General features: G+C 37.7%; 19 protein-coding genes and 2 tRNA genes. 4 read left to right on the forward strand and 17 right to left on the reverse strand.

The window, feature by feature from the left end:
- Positions 1 to 51: 51 nt before the first annotated feature.
- The 12 genes from HYB91_RS05600 to ligA all read right to left on the reverse strand — a co-directional run bounded on the left by HYB91_RS05600 (position 52) and on the right by ligA (position 10,249).
- Positions 52 to 648, reverse strand: a complete 597-nt coding sequence (locus HYB91_RS05600) for a ribonuclease HII (protein ID WP_002678234.1) — start codon at positions 646 to 648, stop codon at positions 52 to 54.
- Entirely contained in the window at positions 648 to 2,843 is a 2,196-nt protein-coding gene (locus tag HYB91_RS05605; protein ID WP_002678232.1) for a chitobiase/beta-hexosaminidase C-terminal domain-containing protein, read from the reverse strand. Before HYB91_RS05605 ends, HYB91_RS05600 begins: the two co-directional genes overlap by 1 nt.
- On the reverse strand, positions 2,840 to 3,442 hold the full coding sequence (locus HYB91_RS05610; RefSeq protein ID WP_002671177.1) for a phosphoribosyltransferase: 603 nt from the start codon (positions 3,440 to 3,442) through the stop codon (positions 2,840 to 2,842). The genes HYB91_RS05605 and HYB91_RS05610 overlap by 4 nt, the downstream gene beginning before the upstream one ends.
- 63 nt (positions 3,443 to 3,505) lie before the next feature.
- Positions 3,506 to 4,618 (reverse strand): glycosyltransferase family 4 protein, encoded by a 1,113-nt coding sequence (locus tag HYB91_RS05615; protein WP_002678231.1) that lies wholly within the window; start codon positions 4,616 to 4,618, stop codon positions 3,506 to 3,508.
- A gap of 63 nt (positions 4,619 to 4,681) precedes the next feature.
- On the reverse strand, positions 4,682 to 5,704 hold the full coding sequence (mltG, locus tag HYB91_RS05620; RefSeq protein WP_002678229.1) for an endolytic transglycosylase MltG: 1,023 nt from the start codon (positions 5,702 to 5,704) through the stop codon (positions 4,682 to 4,684).
- A 19-nt stretch (positions 5,705 to 5,723) separates the two neighbouring features.
- Positions 5,724 to 5,915 (reverse strand): hypothetical protein, encoded by a 192-nt coding sequence (locus HYB91_RS05625; RefSeq protein ID WP_002669067.1) that lies wholly within the window; start codon positions 5,913 to 5,915, stop codon positions 5,724 to 5,726.
- On the reverse strand, positions 5,912 to 6,874 hold the full coding sequence (locus HYB91_RS05630; RefSeq protein WP_002669065.1) for an MBL fold metallo-hydrolase: 963 nt from the start codon (positions 6,872 to 6,874) through the stop codon (positions 5,912 to 5,914). The genes HYB91_RS05625 and HYB91_RS05630 overlap by 4 nt, the downstream gene beginning before the upstream one ends.
- 29 nt (positions 6,875 to 6,903) lie before the next feature.
- Complete coding sequence (locus HYB91_RS05635; RefSeq protein WP_002671181.1) at positions 6,904 to 7,350, reverse strand: YkgJ family cysteine cluster protein; 447 nt, start codon at positions 7,348 to 7,350, stop codon at positions 6,904 to 6,906.
- A 71-nt stretch (positions 7,351 to 7,421) separates the two neighbouring features.
- Positions 7,422 to 7,503, reverse strand: a tRNA-Tyr gene (locus HYB91_RS05640).
- A gap of 6 nt (positions 7,504 to 7,509) precedes the next feature.
- Positions 7,510 to 7,584 (reverse strand) — tRNA-Thr (locus tag HYB91_RS05645).
- Positions 7,585 to 7,694: 110 nt separating this feature from the next.
- Entirely contained in the window at positions 7,695 to 8,303 is a 609-nt protein-coding gene (locus HYB91_RS05650; RefSeq protein ID WP_002678226.1) for a hypothetical protein, read from the reverse strand.
- Positions 8,304 to 8,305: 2 nt separating this feature from the next.
- On the reverse strand, positions 8,306 to 10,249 hold the full coding sequence (gene ligA, locus HYB91_RS05655) for an NAD-dependent DNA ligase LigA (protein WP_002678224.1): 1,944 nt from the start codon (positions 10,247 to 10,249) through the stop codon (positions 8,306 to 8,308).
- A gap of 111 nt (positions 10,250 to 10,360) precedes the next feature.
- Between ligA and HYB91_RS05660 the strand changes: the two genes are divergently transcribed.
- Genes HYB91_RS05660 through HYB91_RS05675 form a run of 4 tightly spaced genes read left to right on the forward strand, consistent with a single transcriptional unit; the run spans position 10,361 to position 13,200 of the window.
- Positions 10,361 to 11,395, forward strand: a complete 1,035-nt coding sequence (locus HYB91_RS05660; protein ID WP_002678222.1) for a polyprenyl synthetase family protein — start codon at positions 10,361 to 10,363, stop codon at positions 11,393 to 11,395.
- Positions 11,396 to 11,398: 3 nt separating this feature from the next.
- Positions 11,399 to 11,923 carry a tetratricopeptide repeat protein gene (locus HYB91_RS05665; RefSeq protein WP_002671188.1) on the forward strand — a complete coding sequence of 175 codons (525 nt, stop codon included), beginning with the start codon at positions 11,399 to 11,401 and terminating at the stop codon, positions 11,921 to 11,923.
- 3 nt (positions 11,924 to 11,926) lie between these two features.
- Positions 11,927 to 12,730 carry a TIGR00282 family metallophosphoesterase gene (locus HYB91_RS05670; protein ID WP_002678220.1) on the forward strand — a complete coding sequence of 268 codons (804 nt, stop codon included), beginning with the start codon at positions 11,927 to 11,929 and terminating at the stop codon, positions 12,728 to 12,730.
- On the forward strand, positions 12,712 to 13,200 hold the full coding sequence (locus tag HYB91_RS05675) for a SoxR reducing system RseC family protein (protein WP_002678219.1): 489 nt from the start codon (positions 12,712 to 12,714) through the stop codon (positions 13,198 to 13,200). Before HYB91_RS05670 ends, HYB91_RS05675 begins: the two co-directional genes overlap by 19 nt.
- A gap of 38 nt (positions 13,201 to 13,238) precedes the next feature.
- On the opposite strand, the gene HYB91_RS05680 is transcribed toward HYB91_RS05675, so the two are convergent.
- From HYB91_RS05680 to HYB91_RS05700, 5 genes are all read right to left on the reverse strand, one after another.
- Positions 13,239 to 14,702 carry a hypothetical protein gene (locus HYB91_RS05680; protein ID WP_002678218.1) on the reverse strand — a complete coding sequence of 488 codons (1,464 nt, stop codon included), beginning with the start codon at positions 14,700 to 14,702 and terminating at the stop codon, positions 13,239 to 13,241.
- 95 nt (positions 14,703 to 14,797) lie between these two features.
- Positions 14,798 to 16,093 carry a citrate lyase holo-[acyl-carrier protein] synthase gene (gene citX, locus HYB91_RS05685; protein ID WP_002678217.1) on the reverse strand — a complete coding sequence of 432 codons (1,296 nt, stop codon included), beginning with the start codon at positions 16,091 to 16,093 and terminating at the stop codon, positions 14,798 to 14,800.
- Positions 16,094 to 16,110: 17 nt separating this feature from the next.
- A complete protein-coding gene (locus HYB91_RS05690; protein ID WP_002678216.1) occupies positions 16,111 to 17,139 on the reverse strand; it encodes a nucleotidyl transferase family protein in 1,029 nt (342 codons plus the stop codon).
- 7 nt (positions 17,140 to 17,146) lie between these two features.
- Positions 17,147 to 17,710 carry a Fe-S-containing hydro-lyase gene (locus tag HYB91_RS05695; protein ID WP_002669045.1) on the reverse strand — a complete coding sequence of 188 codons (564 nt, stop codon included), beginning with the start codon at positions 17,708 to 17,710 and terminating at the stop codon, positions 17,147 to 17,149.
- Between the two features lie 14 nt (positions 17,711 to 17,724).
- Positions 17,725 to 18,570: a fumarate hydratase gene (locus HYB91_RS05700; protein WP_002671202.1), complete on the reverse strand. Its 846-nt coding sequence runs from the start codon at positions 18,568 to 18,570 to the stop codon at positions 17,725 to 17,727.
- Positions 18,571 to 18,605 lie beyond the last annotated feature (35 nt).

Here is an 18,605-nt window from a genome sequence, read left to right on the forward strand (position 1 = left end):
AAGATTAACATTTTTTTATAAATAATACAAGTAAGCTATTTATAAATATTTTTACAAATTTTTTACAAAAAAAGATCTGCGCTGAATCGGACTATAGCCGTTAAATCTAATTGCTTCTATGTGCTTTTTTGTTCCGTAACCCTTGTGTTTTTCATATCCGTATTCCGGATAAAGCCAAGAGTAGCGTATCATCATTTTATCCCTTGCAGTCTTTGCTAAAATAGAAGCAGCCATAACCTCATAAACGGAATCATCAGCCTTTACGAGAGCTTTAATCGAAGAGCAATTTTTAATATTGGGAATAAAGTTACCATCAACAATAATATCCGGTTCTATAAATTTATCATTGTTTAATTTACAGAATTCTTGAAGTTTTAAATAAAGGCCTTCATAAGCTCTTTCCATTGCCAAAAAAGTTGCCTGCAAGATATTTATCTCATCTATTTCGTAATTGGATGCCCAGCCGATAGACCAAAGAACATTTGGGTCGGCATATATGGTTTTACGTACTTCTTCTCTTTTTTTTTCTGTCAGTTTTTTTGAATCTTTTAAAATTGAAAAATCAAAGCGGCTTGGAAGGATAACGGCAGCTGCCGTAACAGGACCTGCAAGGGGCCCTCTTCCCGCCTCATCTATACCGCATAACATTATGGTTCTCTCTCAATTGAATTTGAAAAACCTCTGACAATGGGTTTGAATTTAATATCCATTCTTGAATTCTTATTATACCAAACAGCGGTATCCCTATTTTGTGCCGATTCAGGTAAACGGATAAGATTAAGTTTTCCTAAAGATATTTCGGAATTCCACGCCTCTAAAAACCTTGCAGTAAAATTCGGACTAAGAGAGGCGTTTAGATTATCAAGCTCAATAATCGAATTTGAGGCGGAGATTGCTGCAACCGAAAATCCTTTTCCTGTAAAATCAGTATTTTGAAAAACGGCTGAAGAGTTATTTAGGTTAAATATAAGGCAGTGCTTTGTCTGTTCCGAAATTACCTTAGTATCGGATATATCCAAATGAGAATAGAAAGAACTTAAAACAGGCCCGCCCTCAAAAGCTTGAAGACTTACATTATTAAGTTTTATACTTGCCTTATCTGCATAAATTATCGGAACCTCACGCGGTTCTTCAGCTCTTTCCCTTCTAAAAATCTTAAAGTTTTCAATTTCGAAATTTGCACCGATTACAACAAAACCCGAATTTTTAGAAAAATGAATTGCGGTCTTTTGACCTGCAGAGGTAATTTTTATATTTCTTGTAATAAGCACGGCTTCATTTAAAATACAATCCCCTCTTACATATATTTTCCATTTTTCGGAACTTACCTTATTTTGTTGCAATAGAGATACCTTATTTATATAATCAACAGCTTCATAAATAGAAGAAAAAGGTTTTGACGGATTTCCATCGGAATTTTTAATCTTATAATTATTATCTACATATACGGCATTTTTATCTATTATAAATTCCTTATTGACATTTGCACTCTTATTACCTGCTTCATCCTTATTATAAATATTTACGGAATAAATAGTTTTTTCACCCATAGCTCCGGTTAAAACAATTTCGTCTTTCGAAGACGAAGTAAAAATAGGAGGTTCAATTTCAACTACTGTCTCAACTGAAGCCGATTTAATTTTTATTTTTACATCCGAATTTGTAGGCGATACGGGCGGGCTAAAAGAAACTTCAGGTTTTTCGGGAGGAAGCTTATCTATTGTAAATGATGTTTTCAACTCGCCATGAAAGAGACCATCATAGAAAGCTCTTATTTTAACATCAAAAAAACGTTCTTCTTTTATTCCCACATCAAATATATAAGATGCATCTTTTTTAAATTGAGAAGAATTTTTATCGGGATAAATATAAGTATTGCCGTCACCTGTTTCAAAAAAATAAGTATAACGCTTATCATCAAATTTAAGCTCAATATTTCTATTTACTGCTGTTTTAGGTACTGAGGATAAAACAGGTTTTTTAGGTAAAAATATTTTATTTACCTTTTCTTCTTTTGCTTTTACCCAGTAAAATACGGTATCTTTAGTTCTATCAATAAAAACAGGCCCGTCATAAATATTTAAGAGTTGGGAAGCATCGGTTGTTGAATCATCATTTGTTTTTTTGATCAAATAATAAATAGGCACATCGGAATTAAATTCCAAAAAATACCAATTTAAAATATTGTACTCTAAATCTTTATCGGGCTTTTCATTTAAAGCGGTCTCAGGTATTTTAGGAGAAGGAATACCATCGGGAGATACTTCATAGTTTATTATTTTCTCTGTGATATTTCCCGATTCGGGTACAGCCTTTATTCTAAGCTCTATTTTTCCTTCTTTTTCAAGGTTGATAGGTCCGGTATATAAAAGACCGAAGTCTAAGGGATCGCTTCCATCCACGGAATATATAATTTGTGTTTTAGGAGGATGTTGAATTATAAGTTTTTGCGTCTCATTCCAAGTACCCTCTTGAGGACTTAAAACATTTAAAAGTTTTTTTTCTTCCAAGGGCTCAACAATTAGATGAGAAGGTCTGCTCATTGTGCCTGATGAGGTTTGTACCCAAACACAAAGCTCCGTTCCAAAATTAAAAAACGGCTTTTCTCCTTTTTTTAGTTTACCGTTTGAATACAAATTGGTAAGCGGATTAAAAGCTCTATAAAAAACGTAATCCTCTTTGCTTTCAGGATATTTTATATCAAGGTTTACACCGTCTTTTTTGTAATCTTGTTTTATTTCAAGTTCATCCAATTCATAGCAATTTAAATCTAAAGCAAACAAGCCAAAAGCTGCTATAATGAAACCAATTTTAAGAATGCTATAAATCTTAAGTCTTTTCAATTTATTATTCCTTTAAATACATCTTTTAAAGCAGGATTTTTCGAATAATAGTTTTCTTCGAGTTCTTTATTAGAAAGACCGACTAATTCATGGCTCATATAATGAATCCATAAATTATCCTTTTCTGTATAAATATCATGCTTTCGGCACCAATAATCGGGATGATGCTCATATTGTTCTTTTTTATCATGAAAATATTTATAATCATGAACGGCAATTTTTATATTTTCTCTTTTTAATCCTTGTTTAATTAACTCATCTACGAGATAATTTATTGTAGCACCGGAATCGAAAATATCGTCTACCAATAAAACCAAAGCATCGGCCGGCAGTTTGCTTGGATGGAGCGTCCAACCGTCCAATACTATTTCCGAGTTATTATGAACTCCGGAGTAAGAGTGAGCGACAACTGTTGAATATAAAATCTTCTTTTCGTCTTTATAAGCTATTTTAAAAAATTCACTTATTACATTTGCCAGATAAGCACCTCCTCTCATAGAGGCATAAATAACATCGGGAACATATCCTTCATCATACATCTTTCTGGCGAGAATGAATCCGTTATCTCTTACCGTATTGTAATTTAAAAATTCTTTCATAAAATCCTCGTGATATTAGAAGATTATATCATTTTACGGTATATTTTTCAATATATTTTTCGGTTATTTTTTTAGCAAAGAATCTATGTATTCGATAGTTTGATGAGCGGTAGTTTCCCAATTATATTTTTTTACCCAGTCAAGACCTTTCTCTATAATTTCTTTTCTTTTTGCCGTATTTTTATCGCAATCGACTAAAGAAGAAATGGCTTCTGCAATTTCCTCCGGTTTTTTTGAATTAAAAAACAGTGCAGAATCCCCTGCAACTTCCGGAAGCGCTCCGGCCCTTGCACAAGCAACAGGAACACCGCAGGCCATGGCCTCAATAACCGGTAAGCCGACTCCTTCTATCATCGAAGGAAAAACACAAAGGTCTGCCGATGAATAAAGCTGAGGAAGACTTTCATGAGGAAAATAACCTGTAAGCAAAATATCCGAAGAAAAGCCCGATTGTATTACCGCATTATGAACAGCTTCGGAATTATTTCCGTCAGAACCTGCAATAACAAGACGATGAGGAGAACCTGTTTGCTTTTTAAATAGGGCAAAGGCCTTTATCAATTCTACATGGCATTTTTGTTCATGTGTTATGCGGGAGGCATAAATTATATAAGGTCTTTGAATTGCAAAGGGCTGTATTAAAACCCTGTCTTCATCATTTGTGATGGGTTTAAAAAGAGAGCCGTCAATACCGTTATATATTACTTTTATATCGGATGCATTTACCCCAAATTGTGATAAATCGTTTTGAATATATTTTGTAGGACTTATAAGGCCTGAGGCATTTTTAAGCGTACGCCTTAAGCCCATCTTTGCAATAACTCCAAGGTCTGCAGATAAAAGACTTTGAATGACCAAAATAGAAGGTACGGTAAAAATCGGAGGTAAAAGTTCTACCCCTGCAGGGTAAATGACGGCATCATATCTTTGCTTTTTTATAAAAGAGTTTAAATTTTTAAAATGCCAAATTTTTTCCGAAAATTTTGTATCGGAAATATCTATACCTGTAAAAGAAACATAATCTATGTCGGATGTATATGTATACTTATCAAGTTCGGGACCAAAAAGCTCGAATTCGTAATCATTTTTAGGCAAATTTTTTACAATAGACAGTATATAAGAGCCTATGCCTGAGCGGCCGTGATCACATCCGAATGCATCTACTCCAATTTTCAAAACAAATTCCTCCGAGCGGGAATAATTATATCACAAATGATAATTTTATTCTACAAGTACCTATTATTGACCGGCGGCTTTTTTTAATAAAAGACCTTCTCCGGCCTTATTATGCTCAGTTATGGTTTTTGTAAATACATGCTTTCCGGTATCCGGATCGATCAGTCTAAAATAAAAATAATCCGTATTTGCGGGATTACAGGCAGCATTTAAGGCCGTAAATCCGGGGTTCGAAATAGGCCCCGGCGGAAGGCCTTCATGGATGTAGGTATTGTAAGGACTTTGAATTTCCAAGTCTTCATAAAAAAGCCGAGTAGGATGCTTTTTATTTTTGATTTCGGTAATTATGTATTCAACGGTTGCACATGATTGAAGCCCCATATTTATTTTAAGCCGGTTAGTAAAAACGCTTGAAATTATAGGAGCTTCTTCAGGAAGCTGATACTCTCTTTCAATAATGCTGGCCAAAATCACTTTTTTATAGATTTCGTTAAAATCTTTAGGAAAATTCGGAATGGATGAAGTTTTTTCAAAAAAGGTTTTTATGATCATTTTTACCATCATCTCAGGAGTATCTTCTTCTCCGAAAAAATAGGTATCCGGATATAAAAAGCCCTCAGCTGTTTTTGCCTTAATTCCGTTTTTTTCTAAAAAATCGGAATCGGAAGTTATTGCAATAAAGTCTTCAGCTTTTATAAGACCTACAGTTTCGAAAACTTGAGCCGTTTTTTTTAAAGTTAAGCCCTCAGGTATTGTAAGCTTTTTAAGAGCTTGAGAGCCTTCTGTAAGTTTGTGCAAAATATCATGGGTGGTCATTTCGGGCTTTATTTGGTATGTGCCGGCCTTTAAATTAAGTTTTTTAAGCCTAAGATAGGCATAGGCATAAAGCTCCGAGCGTATAAGATTTTTAGCTTTTAACTCACCAATAACCGTTTTTGCTGCAGTACCGCGCGGTATTTTAAATGTTACAAGCGGCTCTGAAAATTCCAAAGGGGGATTATTAAGCGACAAAACAAAAAATATTGTACCGGCAAGAAAGCCGGCTATACACAATATTATTATGACAATCTTTGATTTATTTTTCATATAAAAAATTCCTTTTTTCTTATAAGGAGGCTTGCTCAAAAAAAGCCTCTGCTTCTCCTATAGTCATCCTCCCATAAACGTACGATTCTGCAAAATCGGATAATGGTTCTAAAACTCTGGGAAGCGAGTCGGCATTTTTTCTGAGGTATAAAGCCAGTTGTTTTAATTCGTTATCTGAAAACAAATATGATACTGATTCGGTTTCACTCATATTAAAAAAGACCTGCCTTCTTGAGCAATAAAAATCTTGATATCGGGAGCACGAGAACAATCCCTGTACCAGTCGGCTGTTTGTTTGAGCGAAAATACTTTTTTATCATGATATGTAGGCTCATGATGAAAAAGAGCAATGCTTTTTATATTCCAACCGGCTGCAAAATCTATGGCTACGGAAAAAGTCGAGTGTCCCCACCCTTCCTTTAAAATTGAATCGGTAAGGGTGTATTGGGCATCAATTATCAGCATCTCGGCATCGGTATAAAATTCGGCATTTTGTTCGTTCCTTTCAAAATCACGAGGACGGAGCTCCGTATCTGTAGAATAAATTATTTTTTTTCCTTTTTCAATTACCGAATAGGCCGTACATCCTCCCGGATGACGCACTCTATGCCAGCCTATCTTAGTATCGCCTATCTCAACATATTTTTGATCAGGCTCAATATATTTAAACTCAAAAGAAGCACCGAATCCGTCTTCTCCTAACATCGAAATAGGAAAATACGGATACTTCATCTGATCTTCTAAAAATTCTTTTGCTTTTTTTCGGGTACTGTAAACAATTATCTTGTTTCGGGGGTCATAGGCGGGATTAAAAAAAGGAAGACCCTGAATATGATCCCAATGAAAATGTGAAAAAAACAAATGATAGGTCGTGTTTTTTCCATAGTCGGGTCTTTTCATCAAATCGATTCCTAACTCCCTTATTCCTGTTCCTGCATCAAAAATAAGGTGTCCACCGTCATCGGTTTCGACTTCAACACAGGCGGTATTGGATCCTATAGTACCAAAAAGCCATTTAGGAAGAGATGCTAAAAACCTTTCCCTTGAGTCCTGACTTTCGATGTCTTTTAGAGTTATCCTTTGAACTACAGCAGCAATCTTACTTTGAACTTGTGCCGGCGTAAGCGGAGCCGGAAGCGACCCCCTAACGCCCCAAAATTTTACAAGCATAAATACTCCAAAAATTCTTCCTTAAGATTTTAATCTACTCTCCGTTTAATACAAGGTTCAGCTTTTCTCCTTGTAAGAATTTTTTCAATTTTTTCTGCAGAATAAAATTCGCCTTTTCCCATACCGGGACAATATCGGGCATTTATATCCCACATATCCTTTGAACTTAAAATCGAATTCCAAAAAGGAAAATCCGAGCATTGACGGGGTCTGGCAGTATAGGCCTTACATCCGTCATCCCAAAGTATACAGTCATAATTGGGTTTTTCTTTTAAGGATAGGTACTCAAAACCGTCATCCTTAGGAACCCAGCGGCAATACACTTTTATAAATTCATCTTTCGGCATAGTTGCCCATTCCAATAATCTCGAAAGATCATGTTCGGATAAAAACACAAATCCCGGATCAAATCGGCAGCAGGCCGAACACCTTGTACATGAAAAATTTAAACCGCTTTTCCAGAATTGCTTATCCATGTCAATAGTATAAAACAAAAAAGGGATTGTTTCAAGCTCTTTTTATCAAAAGACTTAAAACAATCCCAAAATGGGGAGTCAAGGATTCGGACCTTGGAAGGCATAGCCAACAGATTTACAGTCTGCCCCCTTTGACCGCTCGGGAAACTCCCCATAAAAAGCCAACTTAGGGATTCGAACCCTAGACCCCGAGATTACAAATCACGTGCTCTGGACCAGCTGAGCTAAGTTGGCATAGACAACAAGAGCGAGTTTACTCGATATGCCGGATTTTGTCAAGAGGTTTTACCCGAAATTTCAGATAATTTTCCTTAATTTTTGGGGTATTATAAAAACCGCTATTTTTAAAGGCTGCCCTTTATAAATTTTATTTCTCCATCAGAACCGGCATATAAAAGATATTCCGTATCAGGCTTAAAATTATGTAAACTTACGGTTTTTATCTTTGCATAAGAAAAAACTTTTAAAAGATGGGGAGAAAAAACTGCATATCCGTAAAGGTTTTTTATAAGTTCTTTTTCTTCTTTTGAAAAAAAAGAGTAATCATAAATTGCAGGATACCCATCTCGGTTATAATAATCAAAAAGTTTTACACCGGTACCGTACTTTGACTCATTCGAAAAAAGGCGGTAAGGAAATACTATTGAACCTGATTCAAAGGTAAAAACTATACATTCAAGATTAAGCTCCCAGCCCTGCCAAGCTCTTTCGTAACTGTTTATAAGATTTCCGCTCGGTGTAAAAAAAGAAATAACGGCACTTACCGTTTCGGTATTTTGTCCGAATGTTTTTATCATCGTTCCCGTACTATAAATACTTAAATTTGTTTTAGACAGTTTTTGTTTGATAGAGCCGAATTTATAATTATAAAAGTCCGTCAGTCCGAAGATTAAAAAAAATAAAAGAGAAACGGATAAAAAAATAATTAAAAACCTTTTTTTTCTCTTTAACAAGGCTATACCTTCCCAATAAGATTTAAAAAAGCCTCTTCGGTTATGATTGCTGTTCCCAATTCTTGGGCTTTTTTGTTTTTAGATGACCCTGAATCGGGTGTATTGGTTACAAGATAACTTAGGCCCTTTACAACGGAAGATTTTACAGTTCCCCCCTTTTCTTTTACCAAGGCTTCAGCCTGAGCCCTCTTCATCGTGTTAAGCTCCCCAGTAAAACAAAAACTTAAGCCCTTTAAAACTGCCCCCTCTTCCGATGTAAGCGGAGGTTTAATTTTTATATAACCCTTATCTATCAATCCGGTCATCTCACCTTTTAAGATCGAAAGGTTTGTTACTAAGGTATGGGATAGAACCTGCCCGAACTGATAAACATTTGTAAAATCGGCTTCCGAGGCTCTAAGAAGCTCATTCAAATCATTAAAACCCGCTTCTTCAAGCTTTTCGACCATTGTTTCGCCGATTCCTTCAATATCAAAACCTGCAATAAATTTGGTTAAGCTTATTTCTTTTTTGGAATGGAGGGCCTTATATACCTTTTCGGCAGAAAGCTTTCCCATGCGGTCTATAGCTGCCAGTTCTTCGACAGTGAGGGTATATAAATCGGTGATTGAATTAACCCGTCCCATCTCAAAAAGTCTTTTTATGAGGGTTATACCGAAATCCCTTATATCGAGAACGCTTATCCATTTTTCGATTCGGTGATGAATAAGTTTAGGGCAGCTCATATTAGGGCAATAAAGCCTTGTACCCTCATTGGTAAGAGGACTGCCGCATACGGAACATGTATCTGGATATTCTATTTCTTTAACATTAGGAGGATTTTCTGCAAGAGCTTCTATCTTAGGAATTATCTCCCCCCTCTTGGTTACCACTACCCTGCTTCCGATTTTTAAGTTTAGAGCCTTGATTATGTTAGGGTTTGCAAGGCTTGCTCTTTTTACCGTAGTACCGGCAAGGCGTACAGGCTCTATAATGGCTATGGGTGTATAGGTTGCCCCAGACTCGCTCCATTCGATTTCTTTTAGGACGGTAACCGCTTCTTCCAAGCTGAACTTAAAGGCTATCTGCTTTTCGGGGCGGGCTCTCTTCATATCTTCAGGATCGATTGTATCGTTTTTGATTACGAGGCCGTCTATGTCATAGTCCAATGAAGGGCGGATATCCATAACATGAGCCCTATATTCTATTACTTCAGCAATACTTTTACAGTATTTTACTTCAACACAATTAAAGCCCGCTTCTTTAAGCCAGACGAGTTTTTCGGACTCGGTTTTAAAGGGGGCATCTCCCGTAAAGGGATTGCCTATACTTCCTTGAACGGCATCATAGGCAAAAAGATTTAAGTGTTCGCACAATTCTCCGTTCTTTTTTTTCATAAGCCCGTTTGCAGCATTTCGGCAATTAGCCTTATCCTTAAAGTATTTTTGATGAATGGAACGAAGCATTATAACCTCGCACCTTATTCCGCCTGAAAATGGTTTTGCCACATCGGCGGAGGCATGATCCGCATTTACAGTAATGTCTTTTATCAGCCTTTTCATTTTAAGCACATTCTCGGTTATATCGTCCCCGATTTTTCCGTCGCCTCTTGTAACGGCACGCACAAAATGCCCTTCTTCGTATTGAAGCTCAAGGCTTGCTCCGTCCATTTTATATTGAACGATATATTCTTTAAAGGGCATCTTTAAGGCCCAAGCTTCAAATGAAGGCGGATCGGCAGCCTTTTCCTGACTTCCCATAGGAATAATATGCTCCGACTTTGCAAAACCCTCGGTAGATTCCAGCGGAACCGTAAAAAAAAGTTTATTTTGAGGATCCAGTGCTTTTAATTCATCCCAAAGAGCATCGAATTCCGCATCCGAAATTTCAGGCTGGGCATTATAATAAAGGTCTTGATGTTTTTTTATTGTCTTTTCAAGGTCTAAAATTCTTTTTTCTTTTGCCATAATTCTGCTCCAAAATTTTTATAGCATTCTTATTTTACCAAAAAAGAAGAATTTGGGCAATTACCAAATATAGATTGCCAATTTTTCCTTTTTGTGATATATTGTGAAAAGATGATGGAATTAAAAAATCGGCTTGAACATATCGAAAAAACTCTCGATTGTTTTTTGCCCGAAAAAATAAATTCTTCGTGGATTTCTCAAAGTTTCGGCGAATTAGCTTACGGCTTGCCGGACGGCTTTTTTTTGAATATCATCAATCCTGTAAGGGATTTGGTAAAACGCGGAGGAAAAAGGTGGCGCCCCCTTCTATGTGTTCTTTCATGCGAACTTGAAGAAGGCGATCCCGAAAAGGCCTACCCCCTTACCCCCCTCATCGAATTTTGTCATACGGCAAGCCTCGTCCATGACGATATAGAGGATAAATCCGATACCCGCAGAGGGGCTCCTGCGACTCACATAAAATACGGGCTTGATACGGCTTTAAATTCCGCCTCATGGCTTTATTTTGAAGCCCTTAATCCCCTGACAAATTATGAAACTTCCGAATCCGTAAGGGCCGAAATATACTCGCTTTACACGCAAAATTTAAGAAGGCTTCATTTAGGGCAATCTATGGATATAGGCTGGCATTCAAATCCCGATATAATTCCGTCAGTCGACGAATACATAACTATGATAAGCCTAAAAACGGGCTCTCTTGCAAAGTTGGCAGGAGAATTAGGCTTTATAGCTGCCGGTAGACCTATCAATGAAGTTCTGGAATACGGAAAACTTATGACCGATATGGGTATAGGTTTTCAGATCTTGGACGATGTAAAAAATATTACTGAAGGCAACGCCGGTAAAAGGCGTGGCGATGACATAGTTGAAGGCAAAAAAAGCCTCCCTCTAATTTTTTACACGGAAGAAAATCCTGAAGGTGCCGAAAAAATAAAGCTTTTATTTAAGCAGGCTTCAAAGGAAGGCATAGAATCTCCAGCAGTCGAAGCCTCGATTTCGGCTATTTGTTCTTCAAAGGCTGTAAAAAGGGCAGAAGATTACGGCAAAAAGATTGTAGAAGCTTCATTGATAAAGCTTCAAAATAATTACAAACAAAACGAAGCAAAAGAACTTATCTTCGATTTGTTTAACACGATATTGAGGTAGAAAATGCAAGAATCGGCTCAATTTTTTAACGATACGGGAGTGAGCATGTCTATGCAGGGCTTTCACAATGAAGCTATAGCCTGCTTAAAAAAAGGGCTTGCCCTTGAACCCGATAACAGCCTGATGTGGCTCAACCTAGGATTGAGCTACTATGCTGCTAAAAGACAAAACGACAGTAAGTTCGCCCTTTTTCAATCCTTAAAATACAATCCCTATGAGGCTGATGCTTGGGATTCATTAGGGCTTGTTTTATTTGAAACGGGAGACATCGATCAGGCAGAAAGAGCCTTTGAAAGTGCTATAAAACTGGAGCCCGAAAACGGAAGGGTTTGGAATAATTACGGAACGGTTTTGTTTAATAAGGAAAACTATAGGGCTGCACGGAGAGCCTTTGAATCGGCCGTTACACTTGACCCTGAAATGGGAGATGCGGTTTTTAACTTGCGTGATACCTATCTTGAATTGGGAATGAATGATTTGGCTGAAAGATGCAATAAAATTTTAAAAGAGATGGATTATCAAGAATAAATAATGAATATTTTATATATTGCCGAAATTACAGGCAAGGCCGGTGTATGGCTAGTAAAAACACAACTTCCAAATTTAAAAGAAAAATATAAGGCCGATTTTGTTATTGCTAATGCAAATTCGGCTACGGGCTCAGGGGGGCTTGGAAAACAGCATGCAGTCTACTTAAAAAAACTAGGCATCGACTGTATCACTTCAGGAGATTTAATCTTTCAAAAAAAAGACTTGGTAGATGACCTTCCTAAAACACCCCATGTACTACGCCCCTTTAATCTGCCGTCGGAATCTCCCGGCAACGGATGGAAGATTTTTAATTTAAAACCGAACAAAAAAATAGCCGTCGTTTCAGTCATCGGCAGAATAGGACATCACAAAATAATGGCTGAAAATCCCTTTACTGAAACCGAAAAACTTGTTTCCCGATTAAAAGAAGAAGCGGATATCATCTTTGTGGATTTTTCCTCTTTTGCAACTGCCGAAAAACAAGCCCTAGGCTTTTTGCTTTCAGGCAAGGTTTCAGCCCTGATCGGATCGGGAACAAGGGTGCAGACAGCCGATGAGTGTATTTTAGAAAATAAAACCGCCTACATAACGGATGCAGGCAGAACAGGAAGCCTTAATTCTGTGGGCGGATATGCGATTGAAGATAAAATAAGAGAATACCGCACCTGCCTTCCCGATTTCGGAAAAGACGCTTGGGCACGCCCCGTCCTTCAAGGCCTTTTTATCAAAACCGATGATGAGGGGAACGCAATAGAAATAAAAAGAATTTTTGAGGAGTCGGAACTTTGCAAAGATACGGAATAGTTACATCAGTGTGGACTGATAAAAACAATGTAGAAAAGATAAACATAGATTTGGATAATTCAAAGACTGAAAACGCCTGCTCCATAAAACAAAAAGATTGCTATGCGGTAAAAAGCTGTGCAACTTGCGGAGGCTGCGGTTTTGCCGGTAAGAATAAGGAAAGAGGGCTTTTGGCAGTCAGCGGAAATAAGATTACGGCCTTAAACAATAGCGGGAAAAATTTAAAAAAAGGAGACTTCGTTATTGTAGAAATTAATGAAAACCAAACAAGGATTCAAACCCTTTCTTCGGTTATTATTCCCATACTCCTAGCCTTTGTTTTCAGTTTGAGCTCCTACCTCATTTTTTACACCGAAAAAGCGGCTGTAGGAGGCCTTTTTTTAGGGCTTTTAACGGGAACTGCCCTAGCCTTTTTATTAAAAAATAAAATGGGAGATAAGGCCCTGCCTCAAGTAATAAGCAGTCTATAGACAGCCTATCGGCGGACTATAGACCATTACGGCTTATCTTAAGGATTGAATACTCCGGGTTGGGGAGCCCTGATTCTGACCAAGGCTGTAAAGGCATCAGAGTTCAAGCTCATAAATTGCTCTATTGAAGTTTCTTTTCCGCTTTCGTAAACATCAATATGAAAATTACCGAAAACGTCAAAATAAGGGAAAAAAGCGGCAATATGATGATATTGTCTAAGAGGCGGACTTCCTTTTTCAGGACTTACAGTACGGCTTACCGCTCCTAAATAAAAATGCCCCGGCTCGCTTATGGCAAGGTAATAAAGGAGAGCTTGCAAATACGAAGTCTGATAACCCGCTGTTTTTTCATATCCCTTAAACGAAGCAAAATCTTCTTTTACATTCTTTTGCTTTATGGGAGGCACAAGAGCAAAGGGTTCAACCGTAACATCAAGGCCCGAGCCTATGGGCTTTACAGTACGCTTTACGTTTAAACTTAACGCTGCAGCCGCAAGATTACGTATCCACTCAAGACCGAAATAGAGTTCTCTTTCTTTGTAAGGCTTGGTAAAATAAGTATCAGGTACATCGGTTTCTGTTTTAAGGCTTTTAATAAAGATACCCTGCCCTGCGATGGGCCGAATCATTCCGTCCACTATCCATTTGGCAAAACCTGAACAGTTTACGCCGCCTTTTACATCTTTAAGCCTTTGGTCGGGCCGAACGGCTTTAACAATATCATCTTCAGTCTGAGGCCTTCCGTCTGTTAAATGAATGGGTTCACCGAATTCATCAAAGGCTCCGTCTTGAATATAAACCAAGGTCTTTAACCTGTCCCGAATTGTATCTGAAGCTGCTTCAACACCGTTATAAAAAATGGGCGGATTGAAGATGTCCCAAGGGAGCATATCCTTTGTAATGTCCCTTAGTTTTAAAAGAGATAAATAATATAAATTCTCAAAAGGAATACCTACGGAAATATCTTTTCTGACATAAGTATTAAAAAGACAAATACTTATAAGCGATTTATCTTTTGATGATGAAGGTCTTATGCTTAAATAAAGTTCAGGATTTTCACGCGGATAAATTTTAATACATTCAGGAGCTCCCGTTTCATAATTCCGGTATAAAATCCATGTCCCTTGCGGAACCTTTTCGAGGTTTGAAAACTCGGTATCGATGGGGCTTATAACTACGGCAAGAAGCTTTTTCTCTTTTAGATATACCGATCTTATTTTAAAAAGGTTTCCGGCCGAATCCGCGTCAATGTGTAAATGCCGGGAAGCAATTTCTTCAGGAGCCGCTAAAAGCCATGATTTTGCAATATCCCTTCTAACCAAAGCGGAATCAGGCACTCTATCTAAAGGAACCAGAGGAATCAGCCCATCATCAACCTTTAAAAATTCGCTGTCATAAGACTCCTTAATATCATCATCAGAATAAACGGAAAAAAACGAAAGAGAAAAAAACAAAATAAAAATATATTTTTTAAAGTTTATATTAAAACTGCCCATGTTCATAGTATCGGCTAAATTAATAGGGAACTTAAAGTGAAGATATTAAAGAGTCTTAGCGTTTTTAGGGCTTATTTTTTATTCCATTCTTATAAGCTCTGTCAAACAAAAATCTCCCTCACCAACTCCAGATTATACAAAATGATAATTTTATCGGCGGTGCCGCCTGTGGAGATATTGTTTTTTTCGCACCATGCCGAGAATTCCGTGATAGCGATTTCTTGGGCCGGTTTATCGTTTATACAAAGAAGGCTGTGAGCTTTTTTTTGTACCTCAAGTAAGGCGTTTTCTCCTTTGCGTTTTATAATTGTAGTGTCGCAGGTAGTTTCAATCATCTTAACAATAATTTTTACAAAGTCCTCGCCTTCCGAAAAAGTTTTTTTATAGAGAGGTAGCCAATTTTGAAAGTGTTCTGCAAAGCCTGAAAGGGCTAAGCCCCTCACTCCCCCGCTCCCCAAATTATTAAAGGCTTGTAAAGAAGACGGGGAGCAGGCTTTAAGCTCAAAATCTTTTTTTAGGGGAAGAGAAAAGTCTGCAATTTCTTTGCTTAAATCGGTGAAGGCTTTTTTTTCTTTTATTATACGGAAGATGCAGGCATTTAAGATAAGAAGCAAAAATAAGGCACCCTTATAGGTGTTTACCCCGCCCGTTAAATCGAAAAGTTTTTTTTCTTGTTTTTTCCCGTATTCACGCAGGGCCTCAAAGGATTTGCAATCTTTTCCGCTTAAATTTTTAATTGCATTCCCTATCAGGGGAATACATTCAAGCATGAGTAAAAAATCCATATCCCTGTGGGAGCCTTGGGAATTAGCCGTAACACAGCCGAATCCCAATGGACGGCAAAGCTCTGCAAGGAGGGAGCTTTCGGTTAAATTACCCAAAAGTTCAAAAATATCCCCATCGTAAGACCAATTTTCATGAACTTTTTTTAAGATAAAATCCATTATTTCTTTTTGGGAATGAGCACGGCTCCTCGCACAGATCACGGCATCTTTTTCGCATAAAAAACATTTCCGCCTCTTATTCTCATGGGGAAAATCATTACGCGAAAAAAGTTTTTCCGAAGTTAAAACATCGATATCGGCAAGGCGGCCAAGGGCTTCATCATCTTCACTTTTTATGCTCAAAGCCTTCACTTCCAAGGGAGGTGCATTTACAATCAAAAAAAAGATTAAGCCTTCTTCATCGGTGTAGGAATGAAAAATTTTTAGCGGAGCCATCTTTTTTTTACATTCCAAAAAAATGCGGTATACAATCCAATTCGATTCGATTGAGCCCTTCTTTCCGCCCGGAATATTGGCTCTGATTACTACAAGTGTTTTAAAAGGAGAACGGCTTAAAAGTTCTTTTTCAAAAAAATCGGTTTTTTCTCTTTTTTCCAATAAAGATAAACTCATCTTTTCTCCGGTATCAATTAGTTTTTTTGTTTTAAAGACCTTAAAAAATTATAAGTCGTTTCCGGTAAAAAGGAACGCACTTCTTCAAGACTATTATTTTGAAATGCTTTTCTAACCTGCGTTGCGGAAATGATTTGCTGATTTTGAGTTTTTTTACGCTTAATTATTTTTACCTCACATTGAGGAGGGAGTTCATTCAATAGAGTTTGATTATATATTTCGGTACTCGGGTCTAAGGGTTCTTCTCCCAAAAAGCGAATTTTAATATTAAAAAGAGGTACAAAGTATTTTAAAAATATCCTTGCATCAAGCTGGGTTTGATTTTTGCTTATTAAACTTTTTTCTTTTAAAAAATAGGACGGAAATGTTGCTCCGCTTATTAAAAATTGAGATGAGGGAAGCACTACTACATTTTTTAAGTCGTCCGTATTTTTTTTGATAAGCATAAAACGGTCATTAAAAGAAAAAAAACTTTTGTCGGTCTCAACGGCAAAAACAAAAAGGCGGCTCTTGCTTCCGCAATAGTCTAAGGCTTTTTCTATTAAATATCTGTGGCCGAGGGTAAAGGGATTTGCATTCATAACTATGGCTGCATTTCCCTCATCGCTTATACTGTCAAGTATACTGTCGGGGCAATAAGGAAAAAGCTCATTCTTTAAAACCTCCTCTACGGTTTTTTCTCCCCTGTATAATAAGGAAGAATCATCCGATGAGGCTAAGTTTATAAATCCTGCCCCCGTAAAAAAGGAAACGCTTGATCTTTTTGTAAATATAAAAAAGAACTTATAACCTTCTCCGTAAGCGTCTTTTAAGAGGGCCGAAAGAATCTCATCGGTAAGACCGATGCCCTTAAATTCATCTTTTACGGCAAAGCATTTTAAGATATTTTTTTCTCGCCCTCCGCAGGCGGCCAAATTGTCGGCTTCATCAAAAATGCCGTAAACACTTTCAAGGGAGTCCGCAATAAGGCCGTTTTCTTTTAAAAGAGCTGTAAATTTTTCTTTTTGACTTTTAAGCTCTAGGTTAATTTTTTGTAAATTAGTCATCTACCTTTTAGTTTAGGCTTTTTAGGTATTCTTCGCGTCCCAGTTTATAAAGGTTGTTCCCCTTGGAATCGATTATGCAAGTTACGGGAAAGTCTTCAACATAGAGCTTACGGACAGCTTCAGCTCCCAAATCTTCATAGCAGATAACTTCGGCCGATTTAATTCGGCTTTTAATCAAGGCAGCGGCTCCTCCTATGGCGGCAAAATAACAAGCTCCATGTTCTATTATTTTTGCAACTACCTCATCGTTTCTTTTTCCTTTTCCGACCATAGCCATAAGCCCCTCATCTAAAAGCTGAGGTGTATAGGCATCCATTCGGTAACTGGTTGTAGGCCCTGCAGAACCTATGGGCTCTCCGGGCTTTGCAGGACTCGGTCCTACATAGTACATGACAGCCCCCTTTACATCTATGGGGAGTTTTTCTCCCTTTTCTAAAAGTTCGCATAGGCGTTTGTGAGCTGCATCTCTTCCCGTATAAATATAGCCGTTTAATAAAACAATATCTCCGGCCTTAACATCTTTTAAATCTTCCCTTGTAAATGGTGTTGTAAGTTTTTTCATCTCAGACATTTTTCCTTCCTCCCTTATAAAGTAACTTCCTTATGGCGTGTTGCATGACAGTTTATATTTACACAAATAGGAAGACCTGCAATATGTGTGGGATAGGTTTCGATTAAAACCCTTAAAGCCGTAGTCTTGCCTCCGTAACCTTGGGGGCCTATACCTAAGGCGTTTACCTTCTCAAGCATTTCTTTTTCGAGGTTGGCATAGAAAGGATCGGGATTATAACTATCCATCGGTCTCATCAAGGCTTTTTTTGCTATTAAGGTTACCTTATCTACGGTACCGCCTATTCCGACACCTACAACTATGGGAGGACAGGGGTTGGGGCCTGCAAGTTCTACAGTTTCCAATATGAATTTTTTTACCCCCTCAAGGCCGTCGGAGGGTTTTAACATTCCAAGGCGGGACATGTTCTCGGAGCCGAAGCCCTTTCCTGCAAACATAATATGAAGTTTATCGCCGGGTACGATATTATAATGAATTACGGCAGGTGTATTATCCTTTGTGTTTACCCTGTTGTAAACGGGATCGGCAACAACGGATTTTCTTAAATAACCTTCCGTGTAACCCTGTCTTACGCCCTCATTTATAGCATCTTCGATATAGCCGCCTTCAATGTGAACGTCTTGCCCAATCGTAACAAAAACTACGGCCATTCCCGTATCTTGGCACATGGGCGAATTCGTATTTTTTGCAATATCGGCGTTTTCTATAATCTGATCGAGAGTATCACGGGCTAAGCTCCATTTTTCAGCTTCCCGCGACATCTTTAAACTTGTCAATACATCTTGCGGAAGATAATAAGCGGCTTCAATAGCCATCCTCTTAACTTCTTCCGTAATTTTTTTTGCTTCTACAATGTGCATACTCAAAAATACCCCCAAAAGTTATTCTTGGGGGT

This window comes from Treponema sp. B152, from assembly GCF_024181665.1.
Taxonomy (GTDB): domain Bacteria; phylum Spirochaetota; class Spirochaetia; order Treponematales; family Treponemataceae; genus Treponema_B; species Treponema_B denticola.